We start from the raw sequence: 24,045 nt of genomic DNA, 5'->3' as shown, positions 1-24,045 counted from the left end.
GGAAATATCTACCTATAATTTCCTCACTTTTATGCAGTCTTTGTGAGGCTTTTAATATAGAATACTTATGAATATTAGAGTTTTTAAAATCATTAGTTTTATAAGTTTTAAAGCATAAAGCACCTGCCCCATAACGCTCAATAGCTTTGTATGGATACTGGTAATTGATAGCAGTTGAATCTTGATCTAGCTGTGCTATTAAATCAGGAAGTGGCAAACCACAGTTACTTAAAGTATAGTCATATACATTGCACATTTGGTTATCTTTTTCTGAGAAAAATAATTGTTCGATGAGAGAATTTCCAGTACTTCCCATTAATTGTATTCGATACCATTGAGAGCCGAATTTATAAAGAAAATGCTGAAATTTATAATCATTGATTTTGCTTCCGTTACTTAGATATTGTAAAAGTGATAACCTGTCAATATAACGTATTGTTGAGTCCAAAGAGATATAAATTTTTTTATCAAGTAAATAGTGAAGACGATAGACAAAGCCAGGCAACGCATCTACTTGGCTATTATCTTCTGAATTTATTGCATCTCGAAAATAAAACGATCCAAAACTATCATTCCAGATTTCTGGAACTTTCATCAATACAGTACGAATATCATAATTTAATAACCTAATTGCTAATTTTACTTGGTCTGGAGCTATATTACTGTAATCAAGATGATGTACTTTAGACTCTGGTACAAGTTTTGCAATATGTGGAACTAAACGCCATTCAGTTTTTATTTTATCAACTGGAGCAGTTGTGGCAAGATAAGCCTTTTTCTCTTGCCATAATACACAGACTGGCTTGTGGACAGAAGATGCGACCATTCCTGCTAAACGATTAATATTCTCCAGATAATTTTTATGTGTATCTGGAAGATTAGTAATTTCCAATAGTTGATAGCTACAGCTTAATTCTGATAAATTTTCGATAGCAAATAAGTTGAGAATATGATTATTCATTGAGCGAACCTCACGCACATTCTTTCAAATTTACAATATTCGCAAGACATAGGACTATTTGCATACTCATAGTCTTCCAGGTCATCTAGATTATATTTACGTTCTCCTGTTAAAAATTGGATATCTAGAAGACTACGATAAATAAAGTCTTCAATTTGAAGTAAATTTTCTGCACTTACGGTATATTTGACGAATTTACCTTGAAGAAGATTAGCCTCTACTAAAAGTAAATCTTCAGCCTTATAGTTTCGCCACTGCCTGTCTTTTAAAGCAGCAAATCCATAAAAGTATAATTGCTTAGAATAATCACTTGTTTGAACACGACTGATTTTCCAATCAATAATACAAAGTTTATTACTATTGTTCTGACTGTAAGGTACTGCTAAATCTAGTTGCGCTGATAAATTGCTTCCATTGAATTTAAAGTATATTGATTTTTCTGGGAAATAATCGTCAGCACCTTGTAAAAATTTTATAAATCTCGTATTTGAATAAATGAATTCATAGCATTGCTTAATATCTTTATATAAACTATCAATTTTTTCTTGAAGAATTGGTATTCCATGTTCATGATCTCGTAAAGCTAAAAAATTACTTCCAGCATCCTTTTTTTTCAAATTAGGATCTTTGTATCTTTGGTGGTGCGAAAATTCAAACTGTGCTTTCGCTAAAGTGATAGTTTTATCTAAGAGTTCTTTTTCTGAAATGAGTATACCCCCCTCTAAAGATTTAATTAAATAAAGTTCGATAGCACTGTGAACTAAAGAACCTCGCCATTCATCAATACTTTTTAGTTGCCTGAGCATAAATGCTTCCCTCCGAAGAGGGTCTTTAGCATTATGGAAAGCCATGATGTTGCTAAAAAAATACTGCCTTGGGCATCTGCGGAAGCAGTTATGTGTAGAGATTGACCATTTCATGTTCAGTACAGTACATTTGTTCTTTAGGATTGATGAGCAATTAAAATTGTAAAAGAAAACAATTAGAAAAAATTATACTTGGATTTGCTTTTCCGTGTTGGCTTTGGGAATAAATTAGTATTGACACAACAAGAGATGCTGCATCTGCAATTCTTGCTGAATAAGTATTTTGAAACTCGATAATTTATGATTAAGAAAGTTAGATACGGCAAAACTGTTGTGATTAGCATCTTATAATACCTTTGCCAACATCACCCCACCATACCTACAACCGTCCCCAAAGTTCACTCATACTTGCCACTGCCCCAAATACCCATTCCAAAACGGCTCACCCATTTTGGAAAATGAACAACCCGCAGCGATCGTTCATAACCTAAAAATCAAGCCATCCATTCAACACAGTCGGGAGCCTCCGCAACCAACTGCCCAAACATCCTCGGTTGTGCCTCCTCAAACGCTACCATCAGCCCCCAACGCTCATCACTTGTGAGGGTGCAAAGGAATTCTTTGACCGCTTCCACTCCCCACTCTACCAATCCCTTAAGCCCAGTAGCATAAGACTTGATCTGCTGCCATTTGTCTGGTTAATCTCCGTACTCCCTATCGTTTTAATAACCGTGAGCCTCTACCCTTTATGCTGTTTATGTCACTGAGATTGATTGCCCAGATAGTGAAACACCTGTGGAGTGGATGTTGTTGACTACGGAAGTTATTGCAGATATCCAGATGGCTTCTACAATTTTATGCTGGTATACTTATCGTTGGCGTGTTGAAGAATACCATTAACATACCCCTTGGGTATCGCGTATTTGGCTATCTGCCCAGACTGTGGCATTTGGTTAATTTCTGAATCACACCATTTGTGTGTCAGCATTATAATTGGCTCACTTTTTGTAAATGAGTTTGGCAAAGCGATCGCGTTGCTTCCGGGCTGGCGATCGCTTTTGCTTTGCTTTGTGGATACTTTTAGTATCTATGCCTGTTAATATAGCACTGAGAGTGTCTAAATGGGAAATAAAATCATGCTAATCTTAGCCTCGGCTGCTCCCTATGTCAGTTGGGGAGAAGGAAGGGCAAAACTTTTTAAAGCCTTACTTAAAGCAAAATTTGGCACAGAAATTTCATCTTACCAAGTTCATAGATTATTGGTAGATTCTAAAATTGACGATATCTCTATTGCTTACACAAAGAAGCTTATGGGCGATAGTGGTAAAAATTATATTGCCCAAACGGTAGCTTTGGATAAAGTAATCAAAATGTGTAAAGCGTTAGAAATACCTGTAGACGAACTCGTTCCAATTTTTGAGATAGAAGCCCCTAAAAACTTTATAGACCCTCTTGACTTAGACACTAATAGTATCTAAAATAGTAAACATGAAGGAGGAAAAAAACGCCAGCCTCTCAGATAAATAAAGCGGCGCTCAACACTGAACCTTGAAAAAAGTGAACAGAAAACAAAGCCCCCAGGTAGCGGACGCAGCGAATAGTCAAGGCTGCTGAAGTGAGGTAAGGGTGGAGTGGGTTCCAAATAAAAAGTTGCTACAGTATTACGGAAGTCGCTTTGAAGCTCGTTGCCGACTGCCGCCCGATCAAGGGATATGCTGCTGTAGCAAGCTCCAGTCACTGGCTAGGAGCAAGAAAATATTAGGCTTCGCCAATTCTAGAGTGAGAGTGTTGTGGCAAGCCACAACAAACTGACTAATAAAAATAGGGCGATCGCTCCGTCGGACAAACTGCGCGATCGCCCTTTTACCCATTTAAGAGGTATTTGCTAATGATGACACAACTTTCAGCCCCTACGCTAACAAAAGATCCGTTAACCACACAGGATCGCGAAATCATTGCAACCATCGTCAATCAGTCGGACTACTCAAAAGAGTGCAAGCCCGAAGATGTAGTGACTATCTGGATAAACTCGGATGATATCGTGTGGGTAAAAATGACCCACGGTTATGCTCGATACCACAAACAATGTTTCAAACGCGCTGTTGCAGAGGTAAAAGCAAGTCTTTCTGCTCCAGTAGAGCGCAATCATAAGGAAGAAAAGGAATTAAAACAAGCTTCTGAGAAAATTGGCTTGTTGGGTGATTGTGATTGGCTATCGTTGAGCATCCAATACTATCCTGATAAAGTAATCGGTCATGCTGGTTGCTACACTTCGCAGAAGCCTCAACTATTAACCCCACTTGCTGAATGGGACTTCACCATACCGAAGTGGAATATGCCTGCTGCCATCTGTCCTGATTGTGATGGTCACGGCTGCGGTAACTGCTCCTATCGCGGTACTCGTGCAGAAGACTTGTGTACGCCAGTAGATAGCTACCGACTGACTTATGTGGGACGCACTGAGCTTCAGACGGCTCACAATGTATATCTGGACAGTGAGTTTTTGGGCATACTCTTCAAGGTCAGAAATGCTGATGAAGTCTGGGAAAACAACCCCAAGACCTACTACTGGCGCTGTGGGGATGGAGTACGGTATTGGAGCGTCAGGGAGGCTGTAGAAGCACTGCGTAGAGTGACGACTCCGGTTGAACTGCCGAGGGTGAGCCGGGAGTTGGTAGCAGCGTAAATAAAAAGGTGGGTTTCTATACCCACCACTAAGCTTTTCTCAACCTCGTAAAATAAAACACAGTTCGCCCTTACAAAATGACCCAACAACCTCACGATAAATTTGCCAAACAGTTTTTAGAAGAGTTACTTTCTCCCTTTGGGGAAGTAAAAACTAACAGAGAAGTAACTGATGAAACAAGATTTGTTGATGTGTTATTTTCGCCAACACCGACATCTGCGGTTGATGTAGAAACTTTAGGATTATTGGGTAGAATAGCGGTATTAAATACTACTTTGCTAGAACCGTTCCGCAATCAACCAAGTAGAACAGAAGTACGTAGTTGTCTACAAAAATTATTTACTGTGATTGCAGACGCGCAACGAAAAGCCAACAGGGAAGACACAACAATAGCGGAGAACGAGCTAGCACAACTGTGGATTATTTCTCCAAGTGCTTCAAAAGCTTTGCTCAAGGCTTTTGAAGCTAAACTAGATTTAGACAATTGGATGAGCGGAGTGTACTTTCTGCCATTGGGTTTAAGGGCAGCAATAGTGGCAACTAATAAGCTACCGCGAACTCCAGACACACTATGGTTTCGGCTCTTGGGGAGGGGAAAAGTACAAAGGGAGGCAGTAGAAGAACTGGTTGCATTACCACCATCCGATCTTGTACGCCGGAACGTACTGGAAATAATTTACAGATGGCGTATCAGTGTAATGACACAGACAGAATTAACCAGAGATGACCAGGAGTTGATCATGAACTTAACTCAAGCTTACGAAGAAGCAAGAGCGCAAGCGGTACAGGAGGGGGTAGAGCAAGGAGTACAGCAAGGACAACGCCAAGTTGTAGAAAACTTGTTAAGATTCCGGTTTGGTTCTGTGGATGAAGAACTATCAAGAGTAGTCGATAGTTTGTTGCAGTTAACACCAGAAGAATTTACTCCCCTATGTCTTGAATTATCTCGTGAAGATTTGCTGGGAAGATTTAATTCACATCAATAATCTGTACAGGGCAAATAATTAGTAATAAAAAGCGCTTTTGTGAAATCAAGAGCGCTATTTTATTTGCTCTACACTTCACATATCACAATTAAACGGCTGCGCCAATGCGAAAGTGAAAATGCTTTTGGTACAAACAAATGAACCCTCAAGAAAATGCCGAACTACTTGCTGCCTTGATGCGTCAGGAAGAGTTATTAAAGCAGTTAGTCGCAGCAATTAATAAACCGAAACTGGGATTGCACAATGAAGCTGGCAGTTGCAAAATCTACTGCAATCGTCACAATGGTTCGCTGTGGTATACCTTAAACAACAGTGAAGCAAGTGCGATTACCCAAACTGCCTTAACTGGATATCTAAAAGAACTTAAATTCGAGAAGTGTGAGCGCAGAGGAAAGGAAGTTTACAAGTTGCTGATTACAATTCAAGCAGACAGACCCTATATATTAGAAAGTGGGCATGAGACTCACTTTGCTAAATCTGTATTAGCCGCGATGCCTGCGGCAACCCGAAGCGGGAACGCTACTCTTACTCCGCAACAGCTTTACTCTCCGATCACACTACAGCCTACTCCAGGGACAACCGATGAAAGCGTGTTGTTCTGTCGGGTGTGGGTTGGGTCAGAATTAGTTATGGCATCCTACAACGAGGAGACGAACTGGCGCGAGGTCAGTAAACAAGCAATTGCTGTAACAAAAGCTGCGAATGAAATGGCGTTTTAACGAAGTCGGAAATAGGAAGTCGGAAGTCGGAAGTGAAGACAACGATTTTCAAATAAAGAGGTCAAAATCCCCATCCCCAATGCTAAAGATCGTAATGAGAAAAGAGTTTAAATTCGCATGGAAAAACTGTACTTCCGACTTCCGACCTACGACTTCCGACTTTGTTTTAACTCGTTGTAAACAGGGTTTGGGCAACTGTAATTAGAAGTTGCTCAAGCTTTGTCTACAGCTAATACATGCTGTCTACCTATCTACCAATAACAAGAAATGACTACAACAATCGTTCACCCTAGTATCGAAAACTTACAGCAGTTTTCTGACTCGTTCGACATTGAGAAATTATTGCAATATGAGGGAGTTTTGCCGTGGCTTTTAGCAAATGGCTGGAACTATGACAATGAATCTTGTTTGATTGCAAACATTATTGATGAGTCTACAAGCCTTGATGAAGTTTGGGACTCTAAAGAGTTTGATTTTAATGCTCTGTCAGATGAATTAAAGGAAAAACTCAATCAGATTTTTGAGCATTTCTATCTGTAGTATTTGTCACTCTCAATCAGTAATTAACACAAAAGTAACGAATTATGCGTGAAAAACTCTACAGTCAGATTTAATCAGTCTGACTGTAGAGAAAAATCGATTCCACGATAAATTATGGCACACCTCACTGCTAATAAGATGGAATTAAATTTGATTAAGGTTTACGACACGACGCTATTAAGCTCATCAAAAGTTTACCAAATCAACGGTACACTTTCCCGATATTTGGGCGATGAAGGTACTATACAACATCCACAGTATCTATTTGTACCTTTGCCAAATCAAAGGAAAAAAGCCAGCTTTCGACTAAATCGAAACAAACTTATGACTCGCTGTTATGAAGTCGAAGGCATGGTTTATAAAAAGCCCGTGGCACAGGATAATTCACAGCAACTTCAGCTATTTTAAGCCATGTCCATACATAAACCACCAGTCATTAAAAGACATATTCGCCTGCAAAATGGCTCTAAAAAAGTAATCTATAGAGCTACAGACATTCGCTCTATTGAGAAATCACCACAAAGAAAGCTTCGCTTAATTTGAAGTGAAAAATAGTATTGAGGTCAATAATCATGGTACAAGCAATCGACAACCCTATTGCTGCAAATTTCCTAACTGATGCAGTAGTCGAGCGCCATAATTTCTCACAGTTAAATAAAACCCGCATCAGATTTCGTATCCAGTTAAAGAAAAGTACAAAATCTGCCGCTCCTAAATGGGCAGATGTCTTAAAAGCTGAAGTCTCTGAAATTGAATCAGACCTTGTGAAAGTTACAAATTCCGAAGTCGGTTTGCGGGGTATCAAGGTATTTAAAAAGCTTGATGAAGCTGCTACACAATTGAGGCAAGAGATTGCTTCAGTTCAAGAGTGGATGTCTGCGGATACTGGTGATTGGGTTTGTCCAATTGATTTAGCTCCACTTGTGTGGAATCAGCTAATCAATATCAGAGATAATATCGCCCCTGGTTTACGCAATCAGTTAAAAGCTGATTATGAGTCAGGACTTCTTGATTATCAAGAGCGGATTGATCAGTTCCTCTCACTTAACACTTGGGAATTACCCCACGATAAGCAAGAATCAGTCAAAGCCAACTTGTTAAGAGCATTTCCGACTCTGACCGATCTCGAAGACTATTTGCAAGTCGTCATTGGTCGCCCGGTGATTATCCCGGCATTATCCGAACAACTCAATCAGCAACAAGCCGAATGCTTAGACCAGATTACCAAGTTCATTCAGCAGTATGATCAAAATCTGGAGCAAAGGCTACGGGAATCAGCGATCGCTGGTGGTGAACAACTCGCCGCGCAGTTGCTTGAAGAATTGAGCGACTGGGAACCAGGACGCAAGCCAGTCCAGTTCAAAAAAAAGATGCAACGCCATCTTATGAAGGTTCAGGTTTTGCTAGCGAATGCTGACCCGGAGGCTGGCAGCAGCTTGGAGGCGATGATGGCGCACTTGGACTCTATCGTTAACGATCCAGCGATTGAGTCGAAGAATCTTGGTTCAGATACGCGCAGTCAATTGCAGCAAAAAATAGATTCTATCCGCACCAAGTTGTTAGATGAACAACGCAATCTACAATCACTTGCGACTGGTGACGTGGGTTTGTCGAAAGCCACAGTTGCCGCATTTAGGTTCAGGTAAAAAACAGTTTTGGGCGAATGCACCCGCCTAAAACTAAGTACCTTAACGAAAAATGCAGTATACACCTCAAAAAGAATACCGCACTTCTACTATAGGGATAAAATTCTCATGTCACACTTCTCAACTGTTAAAACCAAGCTCACCAACCGCGAATGTCTGGTACAAGCCTTACAAGATTTGAAACTGAATCCGCAAGTTCATGAAACAGCACAATCACTAAAAGGGTACTACGCTAGCTCTCAAGGACAAAGCGCTGAAATTATCGTATCTGGTCGTACCATAAAAGCCCGTGCAGACATCGGGTTCAAATGGAATCAGTCAAGCGGCGTGTACGATGTGATACACGACAGCTACGAGACAATTCCGAAGTTGGGGCAAGACTTCTTTAGTAACAAGTTGATGTTGGCTTACGGTAAACGTTTGGTGAGAGCTAAAGCTGCCGAGTTACAAGAAAGGTTTGGTGAATGCGCGATCGCTGAAGAAACCAACGGGACTGTGAAAACTTTACGCCTTACATTCAGTGGACACCAAGAAGTTAAGCAATATCAAAGGAGATAAATATGGAACGTTCAGTTTTGATTCATTTCGACAATGCTACAGGTGAAGTTCGAGTGGAAGCAAAGGGGTTCGAGGGCTTGAGTTGTTTATCGGCTACGCAACCGTTTGAAGAAGCACTTGGAGTTGTCAGCGAGAGCGGTCGCACGTTTAAGGACGAAGCCCAAACCCAACAACTTCGTACAACTTCAACTCACTCTACTCGCTTACGGCAGTAAATCAGGGAAAAGGGGAACCGCGACGATTGGGTTCCCCCAAGAAATTTTATGTACCTACCTAAAGAGTATCCTTTCATCCACGTTTACGCCCAGCAAAAACCACGCCAGCCCGTGATCATCAAAGCGAATACCTTTATGGTTGTGTGTGCTATTGAATGCCATAGTAACAGCGTAGTTTACCGCCGTAGGCATCGCCTACCAAGAGAACAACGGTACAGCAGAGGTTTTCGACGGCGATGCCGAAGTTTATGAAGTAATCGTGAGACTTGTTAATACTCACGATGAATTAGCTCCACTACCTTATCAAAAACAATGAACCTCTCAAATCTGCTCTCCACACTCGATTCACAAATCCCCATTGCTGCGGTTGATGTCTTATCTCCTGATGAAGCGACGATCATTCAATGGTTAACTGCTGAAGCTAACAATAAGCTCTCATGTCCAGTGTTCTTCTGGAATCTGGGAGTATCAACCTTAGAGCAATGTTTAATTGCAGCAGATGGGGGATTGGTGTTTAAGCCAGTTGCAGAGTACAAAAGACCACAACATGCTGATCCATTGTTATATGTGTTTGATTACATTGCGAATTTTAGTAGTGATGGAGTCTTCATATTAGGTGACATTCACTCGTTTATTGGTAAGAATTCGCCTTCACTATCTTGGGAGATTATTAGTAAGGTAAAAAATCTCTACCATCGTCTCAAGCCGACTGATAAACGCATTGTGCTGCTGGGTCAAAACGTCAAAACATTCAATTACACGAGTCACTTGTACGTTTAATCCCTTATTGTGAAATTCCTCTGCCGGGAGTTGAGCAAATACTTGAACATATCAACTCTTATTTGCATGACTTACAACAGTCAGCTATTGAACAGGAATTGACTTTTACTATTTCCCTTAATAAAAGTGAAATTGAATCTCTTTCTCGTGCTGCCCTGGGATTAACCCTGGAGGAGATTAGCGACTTCCTGCGGTTAACTGTCAAACACAACCTAACATCAGATGGGATTTTAATTGATAGTCATTTCATACCCCAAGCAGTCGAGTATAAAACTCGGCTACTGTCTCAAATGGGTATCGAGTTGGGCAAGCCAGCCAGCATACCCTTTGGCGGACTCGATCTACTGCGTGATTGGTTGAATCGTCGCCGCCGTCTGTTTACAACTGAGGCACGAAGTCTTAGCTTACCCCAGCCAAAAGGTGTGTTGCTGGCTGGCCCACCCGGAACAGGTAAAAGTCACTGCGCCAAAAACATTGCTAGTATACTCAATTTGCCACTTTTGCAACTCGACATTGCGTCCCTTCTAGGTTCACTAGTTGGCGAATCCGAAGGTAATGTTAAACGCGCACTGAAAACAGCAGAAGCGATCGCACCTTGCGTCTTGTTTGTAGATGAAGTAGAAAAGGCGCTTTCAGGTCAGGGCGATACAAGCGGTGTTTCTCAACGCATCTTAGGTACTTTGCTTACCTTCATGGCTGAATGCACTGCTGGGGTGTTTATAGTTGCGACCTGCAATGACCCATCAGCACTACCAAGTGAATTCAAGAGGAAGGGAAGATTTGACGAATCTTTCTTTGTTGATCTTCCCACTGAACCAGAGCGTGTACAGATTCTGGGGATTCATCTACAACGCTTTGGCATTCACCTGGAATCAGAGTATTTGGAGGCGATCGCAGCCAACACCGCAAAATTCTCCGGCGCTGAATTGGAAACCCTTGCTTCGGAAGCTGCTCTGCTGGCATTCGATGAAGATAGACCGCAGCAGGTAACACTTGCTGACCTCGAAACCTGTCGTCAAACCATTACCCCACTTGCCATTCAGGATGCGGCGGCGGTTGAAAGAATGCAATCCTGGGCATCCACCGCACGACGGGCTAGTAGTCCAACTCCAATTCGCAATTCGCAATTCGCAATTGTGGACACAATTAATAATTGATTCATCTTGGATTTAAATCTCCTAATTGAAATTAGGAAAAGAAACAAAACACGTAGTATCAATATTCAATATCTCGCATAAATCCGTGGATTATTATTAATTGCGAATTGCGAATGGTTGAAAAAGCGAATTGTTTCGATGGGGCAATGCCCAAGTAAAAAGAAGTGTTTGAAAATCAAACACCAATTCACTAATCAAATTAATTAGACTGGAGAAGAAAATGAGTACATTTCCAAGTTTCGAGAACTTCAAAAATTGTTTGTTAAACAAAGATGTTCCACCACCTGCTAAACCCAAACAAGAGAGCTTTGAAACCTTTAAGAACAGGATTTTAGGTATATCTAATCCACAGCCAACGGAGAAATAATCAACATGGAAATCTATTTAGTGTATGTTGATGCTATCCAGAACAGCAATAAGTTCTGGGCGGCTATTGTCGAAGATGGTAACTTAACAGTGCAGTGGGGCAGAGTCGGCTATCAAGCGCAGACTAAAGTCCACACATTAGGCAATCATCAGAGAGCGGTTAGTAAATTTCATAATCTGGTAGCAGAAAAGAAATCCAAAGGTTACAGCGAAAGTCAGCCAGAGATTGATGCTAGCCGCAGTGTTGTAGACATTAGACGAGCTATTCAATTGTTGAATATTCTCCGTCCGGCTGTTGCTCTCCAGAATTTTGGTGATACCTACATATCTGCTCTTAATGAATATCTGAAAATTGTCCCAACACCTTTGGGGATGCAGATAGATTATCACAGAGTTTACCGCACAGTAGCAGATATAGACTATCAACAAGAATTACTTAATTCTCTGTTAGCGACACCTGCACCAATTGTTGCTGCGGTGGCTGTTGGTCATGCCCCTGAAGCGACAGCAGAACCCAAGGTAGTCAGTCTCAAGACTATCAGTAAGAATTTCTGGCGACATTTGTAGAATTGTTGGACGTGAATAGAATTTTGCTATTTATGCCCTTATAATTATTATCATTCCAGTAAAATATTTAATTAAAGAATAACTAAACTCTTCTGAGTTCATAAATCAGAATCAATTAATAGGGTGTTTAGACTCACTGCTAATTGTTGCTAAACTTATATCTGGCATTGATAATATGAATGTTAAATCAATAGCTATGTGCTAGTGAAATCATTTTTTTTTATCAAATAAAAAGACAGACACAAATATTTATAGCAAGATATAAAGTCAGTATACTTCAAATATTTTTTAAATGAAAATTGTATGGTTATTGCTTCATTTCCAAAGTTTTTGGATATGTTGCTTAAGCCACACAACAACTCTTTGCATTCCCCAAAAATTTTTACCACAACACTTGAGTACAAGCACTTTAGTCAAATTTAACACTATAAGCGATGCAACGAGTACATTAAAACTAGAACCGAGAAAGGACTGTAGATGTTTAATGTTCAACGTTTGAGGAGAATTAAGGAAATCATTGATTAATGCAATAGCTAGGGATGGGTAGCCGAGGACTTGCCTCCATAGCATTGGTAGTACAGCCCAAAGAAAATATCCCCAAATACTAAAGCTAAGAAGTGTATATAGTATAAGCGTGGCTGTAACTAACATTGACCAGGGCAATGACTGCACTGGTTGGTGACGCAGCCGAGCAAGGAAATGGTGAACAATGCGTAACGGCTGTTGACCTAAGTTGGTTACGCCCATCGCATCTGCTACAACCCAATAGCCATCGGATTTGAAAACTGGATTGAGCATAAACAGGCAGCTACTTGCGATCAATATAAGAGCAACCTTAAGTGGCTCCCAGCCTGAAAGCTTATAGATGATTACGTAAAGGGCAGCTACAACTAGCTGAAAAAAGATACCCCCCAAGTCAACAATTACGCGCTGCCACCGTAAAAGTTCCCAGGCAGCACTGACATCACTATAAAAGGCAGGGAAGATTAAGTAAATAGTGCCACCAATCTCTCCGGCTTTGGCACCATAACGTACACAAGCGCTGGCGTGTCCAAGTTCGTGTATGAGTAATGAAACCAGAAACAGCACGTAACCACACCAGAAGACGGCCGGGGTAACATTAAGTGAAAGATCATGTTGCGGGGCTATTGCTGTAGCCAAAATAACTCCGGTTAAAAGGCAGCAGGCGATCACAGGCTGAAATACTATTGATAGGTAGGAAGCAATTCTATTAACGGTTGTTTTTGGTAGAAAACAGCAGCGTAGCAAAAAGCCTGATGGAATGTGGTTAGCACTATGTTCGATCTTTGCAATCCGCTCAACAACATTTTGATAAGCTACCTCGACAGTAGCTAACGATACATTTCGTCCCAGTTGCTGGCTAAGTATCTCAGCTATTGCTGCAAATGACACACCTGAGCTACGCTGTACAAGCAGTTGATAGGCGATGGGCGAAAGTCTAATGTAGCTACCGCTCTTACCAACCAGCAAGTATACTGGTTGACCTTCAGAAGTATCAATAACTAATCGCTCCTTGAGTCCTCGCTCTGCAAAGGTTGTTAGATCGAGTTGCTCTTGCTGTGAATCGGTAATTGAATGCGCCTGCTGGCGTTGCCGTTTAACCATTCAACGTGCTTCCTCTCCAGAAAATTACACTTTGGTGAAGGCTTGCAATCACGCTATAAAATATGACTAACTCACCGTAATGATGTAAGAGTTTACTGTTTTGCTCCACTGACTATATCTAACTGGTTCACAGATGCGTTATCGAGCAATCGATTCCAAGCGATCGCAGCCTTTACGACATAGGTACTCGTAATTGTTCGGCTGCCATAGGGTTCGTTCATTCTGGGACGAATAAATTGAATGCTTGGCCAACTATTATCATCTCCTTGGCTGTGCTGGAGATAGACCAGTGCCCGCTCGACTCGATTAAGATCGCCTGTATCGCCGTTGCACTCCTGAGCAATTGCCAGTCCTAGCAGAGCCAACGCTGTACTCAGGGGATCACTTTCATCTTTCAAACCCCAGCCCCCATCATCTCTTTGATGGCTTCGCAGGAAGCTGAGGGCCCTCTGGATAGTAGGCGAATTAGGTTGAGCAACAGCAAACAGCCGCAGGCAGACATAGGTTCCGTAGTACGAACCGTAGTACCACCTGCTTACCCAACTCCCGTCACCTTGCTGTTGGGATTCTAGGTACGTCATTCCGTGCCAAATTGTCTGTGTGAAGCGCTCCTGGTCGTAAAGCATTAACGCATACAGCAGATTCGCCATTACCTCGTTGTCTGGGCCAGTACCCCACTTATACTGATTAAATTCTACCTGACGCTCCTGCTGAGGAGTACGCCCCGTAGCAGGCACAATCCAGGTCTCAAAAGAGCCATCGGCACGAACGTTATCTTGCAACAATACCGCCAGTGGTGTTTCGCAATATTCAGCTACCTCTGCTTTTCGCCCAGCACGCAGCAGAACCTGTATAACCTGACCTAGATCGTCAGCGTCTGGCGCTAGCTCCGGTACACTAGAGAAGTAGCTCCATCCCCCAATCCCAGAAGTAAGTCGGCAGTTAACCAAGTAGCTAGCCTCGTAATTTATCACCTGCTGAAACTGACCATGAAGCAGTTGGTTGGCATCACACAGGGCATCAGCAATTAGCGCTCGCTGAAACACGTCACCGTAGTGATACTCCTGGGCTGCGCTGAACTCCTCCTCTTGAGTCAAGTGCATAATGTGTCGTGCCTCACCAAAGCCGAACCGCCACTGCTGAACAATGAAACGCAATCCATCCCAAATTATCTCCTGCCACGGACTCTGTGCCGAGGGAAGAGTCAAGACAAAGTTCGGCTGTGAGCGCACACGGTGAAGGTTAGCGTTTACAATCTGCTCAATATCTTGCAAGAGAGCTTGGCAGCGATGGCGCAACTTAGCTGTAATAGTGTGCCACTCAGAGCCAAGCAGGTTTGCTGTTATTCTATCAGCGCGCTCAAGTGACTCAAGCGCTAACTCCACGATATAGCGTGCATGTCCACCATAGTAAATTTCACGCGCTAGTATGTCCCTGCGGCGTGTCATTTCTTCCTTGTTACCTTGTGTAGGTCGTTCGTGGAGAATGCGTGAGAGGAGCAATGAGGGAATCCCACTGTACAAATCTTCCTTCCAATCCAGGAGGTCATCTAACATTTGACAGGCTATGTTGAAGTGGTTAATCGCCTCTATTAACGGTTTGAGCAAACTGTCATCCTGCGCCAGTTCAACTAACCCAGCAATCGTGGTTTTAGAAATGCCGTTCTTGCCCACAGCGATTTGGAGTGCCACTGCCTCAGAATATTCCTGCCAAGGCTGGTCTCCCGAAGCAAAGCGATGCTCATAAACACAGGCTTTAGCGTACTGTTGTACATAGTCACGAAAGTGTTCCCAAAACACTGCCTTCGGTGGGAACATTTGGTGCAACAGATAATAAGCCTCTAACTGCCGCGCTTGAGTAGATAATATACTCGCTGATAAATCAACGTTAGCTGTACAGTCCATCATTTTGTCGTAAAGGAAGATCGAGCTGGCAAACAGACGGCTGGCAAGATTCAGAGGTCTAATATCTGCTAATGTTAGTGACGGAAATGCTTTTAGAAAAAGATAGGGGTAGTAATCGTAGATTGTTACCTGCGAATTAGAACTAAGAGCAACTTTATCTGACCAGCGCTCTAGCAAACGACCTACAGCCTTCCTAGTTACTTCAATTTCTTCTTGTATATGCCGTGAAAAGGGTTGTGAAGACAATGCTTCAAAGGATTGGAGAGACAACAATTCACCTCAAGACTTTACTGAATAGTTTTCTTATAAACCTAAAGTTGAAACAGATTAATTTCTATCAGGAGATTAACACACGGGGTCTAATACTTAGAACGGTGCAACAATTAGATGCACCGTTTGCTCTATACTAATTCTGAAAAAACTAACTTATCTAAGGTCCGTTTGGTCCATCTATTACCCATCCCGATGGATATGCAATAGCGGTGGCTAGCTCTAAGCGACGTTCTAGTTCTTGAACATCTAGGGCTTGGATGTCCAGGCTTTCGACCTCATGTCCGTCTACGGAAACAATTTCATGCTCATGCTTTTCGACATTTATTGGTTCAAATTGTTTAAATTGCATACTGTTTCTCCATGTTGTATTTTTTAGAGCAGGTTGCGATTAAATTCAATACAAACTTAAGGCAAGTTATGTTGTCTAGCATTAGACACTTGAATTTTCTCCTTCCACTTACTTTTTGTCTCTATACTGACATCAGGATAAAACTAAAGATTTTCGCGGTAATTTCGGATTATTACAAAAGTTCAAATTTCATCTGACATCAACTAGAAAATGCAAGTAACTCACGTAATCATACTTGTGGTCACGTCTACTAATTGTTGAGTTCACCAAAAATATATTTAATAAGGCTTTTTGAGAAATTCTGCGAAAAATTTGAATTTGAGTTTGATAACTAGATAGTACACCCTAGTTATCCAGGCATTAAACATCAAATTATGGATTCTATTGATTGGGACTTCAAACAGTCACAGGGATCTCTAAACTACTTGTGCAAGTATTTACCAGGAGATCCTTTATGATAAACATACACGCCATCACTAGTAGTATGGCAAGACAACTTTGCTTGGTAACTCCTGTTTTTGATAAGCTACTGAAAAATCAGGGAGTAGCATGGTAAAAAAGTACATTGTGGATTTAAATGAAGATGAAATTTCTCAGTTGCAAACGCTAATTAAGAAAGGTAAGCATAAGGCAAGAACCATCACCCGCGCAAACATTCTTCTAATGGCAATGAAGTGAGAAACAGATTAAGCGATCACTGCCATTGTTCGAGTCCATGTTACGACAGTGGAACGGACACGAGAAAAATTTGTCATTGGTTGGTTAGATTTCGCACTTGTTGATGAACCTCATCCACCAAAGCTTCGTAAACTTGAAGGAAAGGAAGAAGCATTTCTCATAGCAACAGCTTGTTCTGCTCCACCAATTGGGCGGGTACGATGGACAATGCAACTTTTGGCAGATCACTTGGTAAAAGTTGGTATTGTTGATTCGATTTCTGACGAAACAGTTCGCCAGACTCTTAAAAAAACGATGTCAAGCCGTGGTTGAAAGAACAATGGTGTATTCCTGAAGTAAATGCTGAGTATGTGTTGCGGATGGAAGATGTATTGGATTTATACAACGAACCGTATGATCCAAAACGCCCAGTAGTCTGCTTTGATAAATGTTCATATCAATTGGTAGAAGAAGTAAGACTTCCATTACCCGCAGAACCGGAGCAACCAGAACGTTATGATTTTGAGTATAAACGCAACGGTACAGCTAATTTATTTGCTTATTTTCAACATGCAAGCGGGCTGGCGACATATCGAAGTTACACAGCGGCGTACAAAGCACGATTTTGCAAAACAAATGAAAGATTTGGTAGATATTTATCACCGCGATGCTGATCTTATTCGTTTGGTAGTAGACAACCTTAACATTCATACTCCAGCAGCCTTGTATGAAGTTTTTGCCCCTCAAGAAGCACGTCGAATTGTACAAAAATTAGAGTTTCACTACACCCCTAAACATGCAAGTTGGTTAAATCAAGTAGAGATTGAATTATCTGTTTTATCTCGTCAATGTTTAAAGCGACGAATCCCAGATATACAAACATTATCCAGTGAAATTGCTACTTGGGAGAAACAACGTAATCTTCAATGTACTAGCGTCTATTGGCGCTTTCAAACTACAGATGCACGTAGAAAGATGGAACGATTATACCCGACTATATGACTCAGCAAAGTTCCCTTGGCAGACTACTAGACCTTTTGCAAAAGTTGCTCAGGCAAATTCGGTTTGGGGGAGATGAAGCTCGTAATTGTAGAGAGCAGCAATCAGATTAAACCTCAAACCAAATCTTTTTCGACGATTTCTATAAGTAAGGGACAAAACTTTAAATACCTTCAGCAACAGATGTACATACTTACCTAAAATTCTGATTTTAGCTAATTTTTGGTTACTCTTTTTATCTTCAAAGGTTAACTTACCTCCTCTGGGCTTTTTCTTAGGAATCCGACTTTTCCCATGCAGTTTATGAATACCCTAATAACCTTTATCTCCCAAGCATTCTATGTCTTTGCTCAATCTAAATTTACTGTTTTTAAATATACGAAAATCATGCTCTCTACCTTTACCATGAGCGGTGCAGATGATTTAACCATTCGCTTGATCTACCACTACCTGGGACTTCAATGTACGCTGTTTATTTTTCCCACTGTAGAACTTTTTTTATTTTTTTAGGACGTTCAATTGGGCTTTCAGTAACATCAATTACCACTATCTGTAACTGATAATCAGAATTTGTCAGTCTTTTCTTGCCTGGAAGAGTGAAAGTCCTGGATTTAGTCAATGTATCTTCTATTTTTCGGATAATACGCTCACGCTGTAGACTCGTTTACTCTCCACGATTGACCAACATGAAAGTATGTGCGGTATTCTCTCCAATATTCCAATGTCATCAACAATTGGTCTTCCAAACTGAGTTTACCTGGTCCTGCTGTTTTTTGTTTTGTTCGCTGTTGCGGTAAGCGAAGCCATGCTGTTAGGCTTATCGCACAACTTCTAACATCTGGTTAAAAGTCTCTGGGTGTACACCACACAAGCGTTTAAAATCTTCCGGCTTTAGGCTCTTTACCTGGTCATAGGTCATAAATGGTACCCAACTCTAACCTACTTATCTCACGCATTTGGGACTTTTGCAAGAGGTCTACTGTACCGTATATGCTTTGCTTTATCCAGAATCCTTTGTGAGCAACCCTTTTGAGACTTAACAAGAAAAGTCAGCTTCTGAACCAGGCAAAATGATGAAGATTTTAACTTGCAGGGTTCCCATAGACTTATAATTGTATTTGTAATATTATGAAGTGATGTCTACGATATCGCTCCGTCAATTCTGAGTAAATAATATTCTGAATTTCACCAGAAGAATTTGATAGTTATCCCTTGCTCAGACTAGATAAACTTTCTTCTACTTCCGCACGATCTGTTGCGTTGGGATTCAGCCGAAGATAAGTCTGGAAGTCGGCAGATGCAGCATCAGACTGACCTAAACTAATTAATACAATCGCCCGATTTTGATAGAAGTCTGGATTGTCTGGTAAGAAAGTGATCGCAGCTGATAAATCACTCAAAGCTTCTGATAGTTGTCCGAGTTCGTAGTGAAGTGTAGCCCGATTTGCTAATAATAAAGGTTGCTGTGAATTGAAATCAAGTGCTGCATTATAATCTAATAAAGCTTCTTCTAGATGTCCCCATGCTTCAAATGCTTGGGCGCGACCAATCAATACTGGAGTCTGAGTAGGCTGTAAATCAAGAGCAACTGAATAAGCTTTGATTGCTTCCTCCAGGAGACCTTTTAAGTAATAGCAATGTCCCATATTCATCCAGACTTCATAGTATGGCGGACTAAGCTCAATAGCCTGGTGATAATCGTGCAAAGCATTTTCTAAATGACCCATGCGTTGGTAAATATTACCGCGTTCATTGTAGTACTCTGAGTAGTTTGGATCGGCAGCGTTCGCAGCAGTAAAATAAATCACAGCTTCTTCTAATTCACCCATTGCTGCATATACTTGAGCAATGTTATAGTCTAAAACTGAGCGATGCAATCGATGTTTCCCTTCACTCAAATTATTTTTGAATTCTTCAACTGCCGACTTACAAAGTGCGACCGCTTCTTGAGGAAGACCTTGACGGTGTTTAACAAGTGCTAAACCGTTCATATCGAAAGCTGTCATAAAATGTCTATCATCAGCTGGAATATCCGAAGTTGGGTCTGCTAAGATGCTCAGACTGCGATTGAGATAATCTTCAGCTAAAGCGTGGTCGTGTTCCGGCAGAAAGCGAGTATGGAACATTGCCATTATGTAATAAGCTCGAACTAACTGTGCTGGTGCATCAAGTTTGAGGAGAGCTTCTTCTTGAACTATTTGATATGCCTTGGCAATATTTTTTGTTGTTGCGTAGCAATTAAAAAGATTCCCAACCATATTCCATCGCATATTATTGTCCGTTCCACAAAGATGGTCAAGTTGAGTAGCGACAGATTCACAGTAGACTAATGCATCTTCATAAAAACCTTGATGGTTATAAATTCCTAAAAGTCTTGCTTGCCAAATCAATGCTTTTTCAGGTTGGTCGCTTTTTAACCAATAGGAAACCAGCCGTGGCCCGTGAATTTCAAGTTCAATAGCATCTCTCCCAATTTGTTCTTCCAACTTTTGTGCCAGTTGGGACATTTTCTCTTGAGAAATTACTACTTCTGGTTCTGCTGCTAATTGCAAACTAATCTTTTGTGCCAAAAACTTCTGGTTTAAGTGAGCGCTCGCAGTTTCACCAGTATTAGGAGCAGTAGCGAAGAGTAAACTTAACTTTAGTTTTTGTCCCCGACGACGAATCAGTTCAGCAAAAAAGCGGCGTACCAAAAATCCTGCTTGCTCATAATCATTACAAGCAATTAGCCAAGGAGAACCATCAGTGTAATCATACCAGGAATCAAGTAAATCGATTACACCATGTACTATCCTATAAGCTCGATCTAAAGGATAATTACGTACCCTTTCATCATCAATAGAACTGTCTGTTAAATTCGGGTTTCGTACCGATATTTTACGCCTTAAAGCAGGCAAAATCATAGCTAATTCATAGCTATGTTTAGTAATTAAATGTGGTGCTTTTGCTTGAATATCTGGTAAAATTTGATTTAGCCATTCATTTAATCCAGCCCATAATCCATCTTCTTGGCTATTAAATGATAGCAGCCAAGTAGGGGCTTGATTTTCTTCACCTACCTGTAACCATTGCTGCAAAATTTCTAACCTGGAACTACCTGATTCTGCCTCTAGTAAAATTACGTTACCAATTTCTGGCTGTTGTAAAATAGTCTTTTCGTGAGGATTGTGGCACTTCATAATTTATCTCCTTTTAGTATGACGTAAACTGTTAATCCAAAGGAAAATACCAATACCTTGAATTCCAAAAGCCAGCAATCCCATTATTAAGGCATCGCTGAAGGCATAAGGATTAGATTCATACCCTGCACTCAACGTGCCTAAAAGTAGGGAAGCATAATTCCACATAGTTGGAACACCGATGAAGAACAGCGACCAAAATGCAGCGATGTGACCGAGAACGTAGATAATAGCGTAATAACGAATCACTCGCATCTCACCTTTAGGAATAGATGATTGGTCAGTGGTATGAGAAAGTCTGAATAATCGCAATATTTGGTTTTGTACGAAAACCTTTGTATCCTTCATCAGACTTCTACATCTAAAAAAGTTTGCAATTACGTAATAAAAATCAGTCCGAACAAAGAAATAGCATTGCCAAAGTATAGCTAGGAGATAACTCAAAGTGATCGCTTGCATTAATTGTAAAATAATAGGAGCGAACGCTAGCCATTTTTGTTGTTCGGCAAATAAAACCAGTAGCAAGATAGAAGCTGATACAATATCTAGTAAAGGTCCTGCAATAAAAGGTAAATATCGCTGATTTCGAGGAACACCCCATATCCCTGTCATATCTGTTTCTGCTACGAGTATCCAAAGGCGATTGCTAAGTCTTAATTGACAAGAAACACCGACTGCTTTAGCAGCCAATAAATGAGCCATCTCATGCATAAACACTGTAATAACATTAATTACAGTTAAAATTAATGCCATTATTGTGACATTTTTATTAAAGATAAAAGCTTGATAACTAGGTATAACTATTGGCTTCAAGCAAACAGCAATTAAAGCTAAAGATACAATTAATCCACAACCAATTAATACCCAATTATTAAAAAAAATTTTGGCAAAAGATTGAGATATCCAATTAAAGTGATTTATTTGGTTTGGTTGCTTAATATGTGTTGTAAAAATTGTTTGTTTTGCAAATATAATATTAATCAAATCATTTTCTTCTAAAACTTCTAGCAGACCTTCAATATCTGGTAGTTCATTATATTTTTGTTCATAAAGCCATTGTGCCTGTCCGATAGTTTTGCCAGCAGCTAAATAGTCCAGTAACTCTATTGCATCAGAAGGCAATGCTAGAAAAATATTAGTATCTACTCTACCAATAATGAATTCATCTCCTTCAGGTTGGCTAGTAAATGGATAAATAGAAACTAGAGCATCAGCAGGATATCTGGTCACGTCAAGTTCCCTTCCTAATTTAATATTATAATAATTCTGAATTCAGGAGTTACAATCAATAAACTTGTTGTTACAAAACTCCTAATTTTCAACTCTTTTTTTCTCTACGCCTCTGCATATCCCCGTATGGAAACGCCTAAAGGGGAATGCATAAGATAAAAAATATTTATTAATTAGTGGGGATTGCAATTCCCCACTAATTTCAGGTGTAACTAGCTCAATGAACTATTTACAATGTCAAGTTGAAACTCAATATAACAATCCTGTTTGATTATTGAAAATATTTTGACCTCTAAGCGTTGTAAAACAAGCTTTTGAGTCTCAGGATGCTTTCAAAATTCAAGTTGGAGTCTTATAGTTCATTGATTGTTTTAGCTTACCAACAACTCCAGCATATCCAGCAGAAATAAGCAGCCGCTGCGGTAGTTTTCAAAGTTTCAACTTCACGAAGCACAAATTTCTTCAATGTTTTAGGTTGACTAGCTTCTACAGTTTTCATTGTTTTTTCCTAATTAATGGTTTTTTGCCTACACCTTATATCACTAGACTTTGCCCTGGTAAGTACTTTTGTTGAGTACCATTCGGCTATGAGGAATATCGAATATCATGTCTGCATCCTAGCCTGGGATTATGCTTTAAATTATTCCCTCTCATATACCTCCTTTTGCCTCTGTAGTGACATCATTCCAAAATTTAAAATTTTCGCAGAAATTTGAAATTATTACAAAAGTTCATAATTTAACCAAAATCAACTATAAGTTGATGCAAGGCACGAACCCGTAATAAAGTACAAGCCGCTTTGAGTTTCACTTGAAAGGCAGAACGCCTACCATTTTTTGGGAAGAGCCAAAAATATATTTGATAAGGGTGGCATTCTCTTACAAAGTTGAGAGCAGTAGCTAAGTCACTCTGCCTTTGGGCTTTATTTTCTGACTCTGGGCAAAGCCAGACAAACTATCAACAGGCACGTCAAGCCTATGCAACAGTAGTAAATTTCTATAAAATACTTGTCCGAAATTTTTTCTGAATTTCCGCGAAAAACTTGAACTTGAGTCTGATAACTAGATAATAAGCTCTACTAATCCAGGTATTAAACATCAAGTTATGGATTCGTTGATGAGAAATTTAAACAGTCAGAGGCATCTTGTGACTACTTCTGCAAGTATTTCACCAGGAGATTTTCTATGACAAACGTCCACGCCATCATTAATCTAAACCAACAACTCCAGCATCTGGTTGCCGAAGCCTGTTCGTATCCAGCAAGGAGTTTGATGCGGCGGCAAAAACTTAGTGAGATAGTTAGAGTTGTGAGCAAATCGGGCAAGCTATGGAAAGAGAATACACCTTACTATAATGATGCTCTGCAACAAACTTGGTTATATTTCTGCCGAAACCCAGAGCAGTATAACCCAAACAGTTGTAGTGTAATCACCTGGCTGGACAATTGTCTCAAGTGGCGACTGCAAGATTTTCGCTCTCAAGAAGCCGAAATTCAAGCTAAGACTGTTCCCCTATCTAGCTTGTCAATTGAAAATATAACTAACACAATAGAAAGCTTGCCAGCAGCAGCCGATATTCCACCAATTTTATCAGAGACTTACCAATGGGTTATGACAGATCCAGACAATGATTTAGCCAGCACCCATGTTAAAGGACGACCTGACGTAACGTGCCAAGTATTAATCCTGCGACGCTTGCCTCCAGAAACTCCTTGGAAAAACATCGCTAAGGAATTCAACTTACCCCCATCAACTGCACCCAATTTCTATAAACGTGAATGCTTACCCCGCTTACGAAATTTTGCTCTCAGGCAAGGGTATCACGAAATTGGGCATTAAAGC

23 protein-coding genes and 4 pseudogenes are annotated in these 24,045 nt (G+C 40.5%); 18 read left to right on the top strand and 9 right to left on the bottom strand.

Features of this window, described 5'->3' with window-relative positions:
- Both ACFFAP_RS08065 and ACFFAP_RS08060 read right to left on the bottom strand, forming a co-directional pair.
- On the bottom strand, positions 1 to 961 hold a 961-nt coding region (locus ACFFAP_RS08065; protein ID WP_375510730.1), incomplete at its 3' end, for a hypothetical protein.
- Complete coding sequence (locus tag ACFFAP_RS08060; RefSeq protein ID WP_375510729.1) at positions 958 to 1,881, bottom strand: PD-(D/E)XK nuclease family protein; 924 nt, start codon at positions 1,879 to 1,881, stop codon at positions 958 to 960. The genes ACFFAP_RS08060 and ACFFAP_RS08065, both read right to left, overlap by 4 nt.
- A gap of 337 nt (positions 1,882 to 2,218) precedes the next feature.
- On the opposite strand from ACFFAP_RS08060, the gene ACFFAP_RS08055 reads away from it, so the two are divergent.
- The 4 genes and pseudogenes from ACFFAP_RS08055 (at position 2,219) to ACFFAP_RS08040 (ending at position 3,245) form a co-directional block, all read left to right on the top strand.
- Complete coding sequence (locus ACFFAP_RS08055) at positions 2,219 to 2,371, top strand: hypothetical protein (RefSeq protein WP_375510728.1); 153 nt, start codon at positions 2,219 to 2,221, stop codon at positions 2,369 to 2,371.
- An 87-nt stretch (positions 2,372 to 2,458) separates the two neighbouring features.
- Positions 2,459 to 2,664, top strand: a pseudogene (locus tag ACFFAP_RS08050) (IS4 family transposase); the annotation flags it as partial.
- Positions 2,665 to 2,690: 26 nt separating this feature from the next.
- Complete coding sequence (locus tag ACFFAP_RS08045; RefSeq protein WP_375510727.1) at positions 2,691 to 2,867, top strand: hypothetical protein; 177 nt, start codon at positions 2,691 to 2,693, stop codon at positions 2,865 to 2,867.
- Between the two features lie 21 nt (positions 2,868 to 2,888).
- Positions 2,889 to 3,245, top strand: coding sequence for a hypothetical protein (locus ACFFAP_RS08040; RefSeq protein WP_265277561.1), 357 nt, complete (start codon positions 2,889 to 2,891; stop codon positions 3,243 to 3,245).
- 225 nt (positions 3,246 to 3,470) lie between these two features.
- Here the strand turns inward: ACFFAP_RS08040 and ACFFAP_RS08035 are convergent, their stop codons facing one another.
- Entirely contained in the window at positions 3,471 to 3,638 is a 168-nt protein-coding gene (locus ACFFAP_RS08035; RefSeq protein ID WP_375510726.1) for a hypothetical protein, read from the bottom strand.
- Between the two features lie 17 nt (positions 3,639 to 3,655).
- On the opposite strand from ACFFAP_RS08035, the gene ACFFAP_RS08030 reads away from it, so the two are divergent.
- From ACFFAP_RS08030 to ACFFAP_RS07975, 12 genes and pseudogenes are all read left to right on the top strand, one after another.
- Positions 3,656 to 4,453: a hypothetical protein gene (locus ACFFAP_RS08030; RefSeq protein WP_375510725.1), complete on the top strand. Its 798-nt coding sequence runs from the start codon at positions 3,656 to 3,658 to the stop codon at positions 4,451 to 4,453.
- 77 nt (positions 4,454 to 4,530) lie between these two features.
- On the top strand, positions 4,531 to 5,439 hold the full coding sequence (locus ACFFAP_RS08025; protein ID WP_375510724.1) for a hypothetical protein: 909 nt from the start codon (positions 4,531 to 4,533) through the stop codon (positions 5,437 to 5,439).
- A gap of 137 nt (positions 5,440 to 5,576) precedes the next feature.
- Positions 5,577 to 6,158, top strand: a complete 582-nt coding sequence (locus tag ACFFAP_RS08020) for a hypothetical protein (RefSeq protein ID WP_375510723.1) — start codon at positions 5,577 to 5,579, stop codon at positions 6,156 to 6,158.
- A 267-nt stretch (positions 6,159 to 6,425) separates the two neighbouring features.
- Positions 6,426 to 6,698 (top strand): hypothetical protein, encoded by a 273-nt coding sequence (locus tag ACFFAP_RS08015; protein ID WP_375510722.1) that lies wholly within the window; start codon positions 6,426 to 6,428, stop codon positions 6,696 to 6,698.
- A gap of 114 nt (positions 6,699 to 6,812) precedes the next feature.
- Positions 6,813 to 7,106, top strand: a complete 294-nt coding sequence (locus ACFFAP_RS08010) for a hypothetical protein (protein ID WP_375470925.1) — start codon at positions 6,813 to 6,815, stop codon at positions 7,104 to 7,106.
- 164 nt (positions 7,107 to 7,270) lie between these two features.
- Positions 7,271 to 8,344: a hypothetical protein gene (locus tag ACFFAP_RS08005; RefSeq protein WP_375510721.1), complete on the top strand. Its 1,074-nt coding sequence runs from the start codon at positions 7,271 to 7,273 to the stop codon at positions 8,342 to 8,344.
- Positions 8,345 to 8,452: 108 nt separating this feature from the next.
- Positions 8,453 to 8,902 (top strand): DUF1257 domain-containing protein, encoded by a 450-nt coding sequence (locus ACFFAP_RS08000; RefSeq protein ID WP_375510720.1) that lies wholly within the window; start codon positions 8,453 to 8,455, stop codon positions 8,900 to 8,902.
- 2 nt (positions 8,903 to 8,904) lie between these two features.
- Complete coding sequence (locus tag ACFFAP_RS07995) at positions 8,905 to 9,117, top strand: DUF2997 domain-containing protein (RefSeq protein ID WP_375510719.1); 213 nt, start codon at positions 8,905 to 8,907, stop codon at positions 9,115 to 9,117.
- A 48-nt stretch (positions 9,118 to 9,165) separates the two neighbouring features.
- Positions 9,166 to 9,369: a hypothetical protein gene (locus tag ACFFAP_RS07990; RefSeq protein ID WP_375510718.1), complete on the top strand. Its 204-nt coding sequence runs from the start codon at positions 9,166 to 9,168 to the stop codon at positions 9,367 to 9,369.
- Between the two features lie 60 nt (positions 9,370 to 9,429).
- Positions 9,430 to 11,054, top strand: a pseudogene (locus ACFFAP_RS07985) (AAA family ATPase).
- A gap of 220 nt (positions 11,055 to 11,274) precedes the next feature.
- Positions 11,275 to 11,421 carry a hypothetical protein gene (locus ACFFAP_RS07980; RefSeq protein ID WP_375510717.1) on the top strand — a complete coding sequence of 49 codons (147 nt, stop codon included), beginning with the start codon at positions 11,275 to 11,277 and terminating at the stop codon, positions 11,419 to 11,421.
- Between the two features lie 5 nt (positions 11,422 to 11,426).
- Positions 11,427 to 11,987 (top strand): WGR domain-containing protein, encoded by a 561-nt coding sequence (locus ACFFAP_RS07975; protein ID WP_375510716.1) that lies wholly within the window; start codon positions 11,427 to 11,429, stop codon positions 11,985 to 11,987.
- A gap of 315 nt (positions 11,988 to 12,302) precedes the next feature.
- Here the strand turns inward: ACFFAP_RS07975 and ACFFAP_RS07970 are convergent, their stop codons facing one another.
- From ACFFAP_RS07970 to ACFFAP_RS07960, 3 genes are all read right to left on the bottom strand, one after another.
- On the bottom strand, positions 12,303 to 13,613 hold the full coding sequence (locus ACFFAP_RS07970; protein WP_375510715.1) for a hypothetical protein: 1,311 nt from the start codon (positions 13,611 to 13,613) through the stop codon (positions 12,303 to 12,305).
- Positions 13,614 to 13,705: 92 nt separating this feature from the next.
- Positions 13,706 to 15,787 carry a prenyltransferase/squalene oxidase repeat-containing protein gene (locus ACFFAP_RS07965; RefSeq protein WP_375510714.1) on the bottom strand — a complete coding sequence of 694 codons (2,082 nt, stop codon included), beginning with the start codon at positions 15,785 to 15,787 and terminating at the stop codon, positions 13,706 to 13,708.
- A 160-nt stretch (positions 15,788 to 15,947) separates the two neighbouring features.
- Positions 15,948 to 16,139 (bottom strand): hypothetical protein, encoded by a 192-nt coding sequence (locus ACFFAP_RS07960; protein WP_375510713.1) that lies wholly within the window; start codon positions 16,137 to 16,139, stop codon positions 15,948 to 15,950.
- Positions 16,140 to 16,688: 549 nt separating this feature from the next.
- On the opposite strand from ACFFAP_RS07960, the pseudogene ACFFAP_RS07955 reads away from it, so the two are divergent.
- Positions 16,689 to 17,798 (top strand): annotated as a pseudogene (locus ACFFAP_RS07955) (IS630 family transposase).
- A 48-nt stretch (positions 17,799 to 17,846) separates the two neighbouring features.
- Here ACFFAP_RS07955 and ACFFAP_RS07950 read toward each other — a convergent pair.
- The 3 genes and pseudogenes from ACFFAP_RS07950 to ACFFAP_RS07940 form a co-directional block, all read right to left on the bottom strand.
- Positions 17,847 to 18,714 (bottom strand): annotated as a pseudogene (locus ACFFAP_RS07950) (IS5 family transposase).
- A gap of 286 nt (positions 18,715 to 19,000) precedes the next feature.
- Complete coding sequence (locus ACFFAP_RS07945; RefSeq protein WP_375510712.1) at positions 19,001 to 20,974, bottom strand: tetratricopeptide repeat protein; 1,974 nt, start codon at positions 20,972 to 20,974, stop codon at positions 19,001 to 19,003.
- A 3-nt stretch (positions 20,975 to 20,977) separates the two neighbouring features.
- A complete protein-coding gene (locus ACFFAP_RS07940; RefSeq protein WP_375510711.1) occupies positions 20,978 to 22,204 on the bottom strand; it encodes a hypothetical protein in 1,227 nt (408 codons plus the stop codon).
- 1,184 nt (positions 22,205 to 23,388) lie between these two features.
- On the opposite strand from ACFFAP_RS07940, the gene ACFFAP_RS07935 reads away from it, so the two are divergent.
- A complete protein-coding gene (locus tag ACFFAP_RS07935) occupies positions 23,389 to 24,042 on the top strand; it encodes a sigma-70 family RNA polymerase sigma factor (RefSeq protein ID WP_375510710.1) in 654 nt (217 codons plus the stop codon).
- Positions 24,043 to 24,045 lie beyond the last annotated feature (3 nt).

This window comes from uncultured Nostoc sp. (assembly GCF_964245575.1).
Taxonomy (GTDB): Bacteria; Cyanobacteriota; Cyanobacteriia; order Cyanobacteriales; family Nostocaceae; genus Nostoc.
The sequence above is the reverse complement of the archived record's forward strand: the minus strand, read 5'-3'. Positions and strand labels throughout refer to the sequence as shown.